Source organism: Desulfobacterales bacterium (assembly GCA_029211065.1).
Classification (GTDB): Bacteria; Desulfobacterota; Desulfobacteria; order Desulfobacterales; family JARGFK01; genus JARGFK01.
Window position 1 is genome coordinate 1 of sequence record JARGFK010000220.1, and the last position, 3,062, is coordinate 3,062.

Here is a 3,062-nt window from a genome sequence, read left to right on the forward strand (position 1 = left end):
CGTGTCCGTCTACCCGACCCTTTTGTTCTTTCGTTTCCGTTATCAAATCCCGCTGAATCCCTCACCGAGAATTCCTGTTGCTTTAAGCAGTGTGTTGACTTTCCGGAACGACTCTGTTAGCGAATCAGGAATTGTCGGCATCTGCTTACTGAAACAGGCATCCTTTAAAAAGTCAAGGCGCAGGCCGCCGGCCGAAACCTCACCCTACAAACCGCACGATAGGAGACATGTATGGTACAGAAACGCAAGGGGTCATCATCAAAACAAACGGTCGGCGTTATCGGCACCGGCAACATGGGGCGCGGCATTGCCCTGAATCTATGCCGGGCCGGCTTTCCTGTAGCTGTATGGGACGCCAATCCCGATGCCTTGACAATGTTTCGCGGAAAAAAGGACATTGCCATATTGGTCCCCGCCGAAATGGCCGGGGTCTGTTCGGTTATTTTCTTCGTGGTGCCGGCTTCCCCCCAGATCGACGGCCTGCTAAAGGGCAAAAACGGGGTCTTGGCACACGCCCGCAAAGGACTGGTGCTGTATGATCTGACCACATCCGATCCGGTTTATACCAAACGGCTGGCGCGCCGGTCAGGCGGCAAAGGCATCCCCTACCTCGATGCCGGTATGAGCGGCGGCGCCGCCGGCGCAACCGCGGGCACGCTGTCGCTGATGGTGGGGGGCGATAAAAACGCTTTCGGGCGCACCCGGAAATTTCTGACCCCCTTTGCAGACAAGATCTTTTACCTCGGTAAAAGCGGCAGCGGGCATACCCTGAAATTGATCCATAACATGGTCCTTCACACCATTTTTGTGGCCACCTGCGAAGGGGGCCGAATGGCCGAGCGGGCCGGCATCGCCCTTGAAGACATGATCGATGTGTTCAACGTATCCAACGCACGCAGCTACATCAGTCAGGTCCGGTTCCCCCGCCATATCCTCACCGGGAAGTGGGACGGAGGCTCCCGCGTCTACAACCTCCACAAGGATGTCGGCATGGCCGTAAAACTTGGGAAAAAATTAAAGGCCGACGTTGCCATGGGAGAAAACACCCTGGCATTTTTGGAAAAAGCCATGGACCACGGCATGCAGGACACGGATTTTACCCGGCTCTACCGTGAATATAATAAAATCGTCAAAAAAGCCTGATGCGCTATAGCGGTTTACTAAATCTTAACAAATACATTACAGAGGCCTAATCATGCAGTATGTCCATCACTATAGTCTCGGTGTTCGGGATTGCGAAAAAAGCGCTGAATTCTACAAAGATTTTCTGGGATTTCGTCTAATCCCCAGACCTGCGCTGGGTTTTCCGGGTATCTGGCTGAAGCTGGCAACCGTCCAACTGCATATAATTCAGAGGGATGAAGAACACCCGGGCCCCCAGGGGCTGCCCTGGGCCATGCACACGGCATTTCAAACCGCGAACCTCAAGGATCTCGACGAGATGGAACAAAAGCTGATTCAAAAAGAGATTGAATACCGGCGCGTGGTGCAGGTGGACAGCGGGATCCATCAGATTTTTTTCAAGGACCCCGACGGCTACAATATCGAATTCGGCTACTATCCCGATTAAACACGGATCTATCCACAAAAGGAAGGGCTGCCACACACGCCGGCGAATGGATCCCGGAAAGGGGATAATTCGCAGGACGCCGATTCCCTTGTTTTGCCGGACTGAGTCGACTATCTATACATCGGTTTTATCCTATTCTGATTTCCCTCCTGTGGCACTTCGCTATTGAACTGGCGATTTGAACCGTAAAAGCGTTCGCATTCCCTGCAGCTTGTCGGAGTGAAGATTTTGTTTTCAGGCGTTGCGGGGATCTTCCAAAAAAAATCTTTCCGCAGCCAACTGCGGTGTATCAAATTGAATTTCGCCGTAGCTTTAACCCGCCTACGCGCAGTCGAGCTTCGGCGAGGTGAATAAATAAAAATTCCTTTAAAATCAATATATCATTTCAAGTTCCCGCATTAGTTCTTGACAATCTAAAATTGTTTATAATAAACAATATGCATGTCAATCGTTGTGTTTCACCAAACACATTTTTTATCCGTTGCAGTGATTGTTTCCAACACCAGCAACCTTAACAACTTGGCTTGAAGGAGGACCTTTAATGAAGGGAAACCTGCTTAATCTCGGTCGGGAGATCCCCAAGCCGAAACCGGCATCCTTGATTATTTACGAACAGCTTGTAAATGCCATTTTCACCGGGGAAATCACCGAAGGACAGAGAATTGTCGAGTCCGACCTCACCAAAGTGTTTGGCGTGAGCCGTTCACCGGTTCGCGAAGCGTTAAAAATGCTTGAAATCGATGGTCTTATTGAACTGATTCCCTATCGGGGAGTTGTTGTGACCCAGATCACGACAAAAGATGTTCGCGAAAATCTGGAGCTTAAGGGAATGGTGGAAGGCTTTGCAGCCTGGACCGGCGCCCGGATGTTTGGAAATGAAATTATCGCGCAGTTGGAGTCGATCCTGTCAGAGTCGGAAAAACATATTGCCGGCGGAAAGTTTCAGAGTGTTCTGGAGGCGAACATCAAATTTCATCGGGTTATCGTCGAAAACGTCGACAACGAAAAGCTGATAAAATTTTATGAAGGCCTGACCAAATCCATCCGACGGTTTTATACCATCAGCTTTGCCATGGCTTCCGGCTGGGAATCCAGCTTGGCGGAACACCGCGAGATACTGAACCACATCAAGGCAAAGGATGCCGCGGCCGCCGAGCACAGCGCCCGCCAGCATGCCTACAATACCATCAACCGGGTTCTGGCACGATTGGAGAAAAAAAATTGATTTTGAATGGTTACTTTCCGCTGATATCAAAGGAAAAGTTATTTTAATTTTATATGAAGAAGGAGGTCTTTTATGAAAGTTGCAGAAACCTTTGCGAAATTTGTTAAACACACCGAGATTGGGGATGTTGACCCGAGCGTGATAGAACACGTTAAAAAAATGACCTTAAAACAGGTCATGGGGGTGCTGGTGGGCTCCAAGGCACCCACCAGCCGAAAAATTATCCGCTACGTCAAACGATATCCGGGACGCCCGGAAGCCGGCGTT

General features: G+C 50.1%; 4 protein-coding genes. All 4 read left to right on the plus strand.

Features of this window, described 5'->3' with window-relative positions:
* Window positions 1–231 precede the first annotated feature (231 nt).
* Complete coding sequence (locus P1P89_22920) at window positions 232–1,143, plus strand: NAD(P)-dependent oxidoreductase (GenBank protein MDF1594376.1); 912 nt, start codon at window positions 232–234, stop codon at window positions 1,141–1,143.
* Between the two features lie 52 nt (window positions 1,144–1,195).
* Entirely contained in the window at window positions 1,196–1,570 is a 375-nt protein-coding gene (locus P1P89_22925; protein ID MDF1594377.1) for a VOC family protein, read from the plus strand.
* Between the two features lie 541 nt (window positions 1,571–2,111).
* Window positions 2,112–2,795, plus strand: coding sequence for a GntR family transcriptional regulator (locus tag P1P89_22930; GenBank protein ID MDF1594378.1), 684 nt, complete (start codon window positions 2,112–2,114; stop codon window positions 2,793–2,795).
* Between the two features lie 72 nt (window positions 2,796–2,867).
* Window positions 2,868–3,062: hypothetical protein (locus P1P89_22935; protein MDF1594379.1), on the plus strand; the 195-nt coding region annotated here is incomplete at its 3' end.

Coding starts and splice junctions, on each gene's coding strand:
- P1P89_22925 (MDF1594377.1), top strand. CDS start 1,196: ATGCAGTATGTCCATCACTATAGTCTCGGTGTTCGGGATTGCGAAAAA.
- P1P89_22920 (MDF1594376.1), top strand. CDS start 232: ATGGTACAGAAACGCAAGGGGTCATCATCAAAACAAACGGTCGGCGTT.
- P1P89_22930 (MDF1594378.1), top strand. CDS start 2,112: ATGAAGGGAAACCTGCTTAATCTCGGTCGGGAGATCCCCAAGCCGAAA.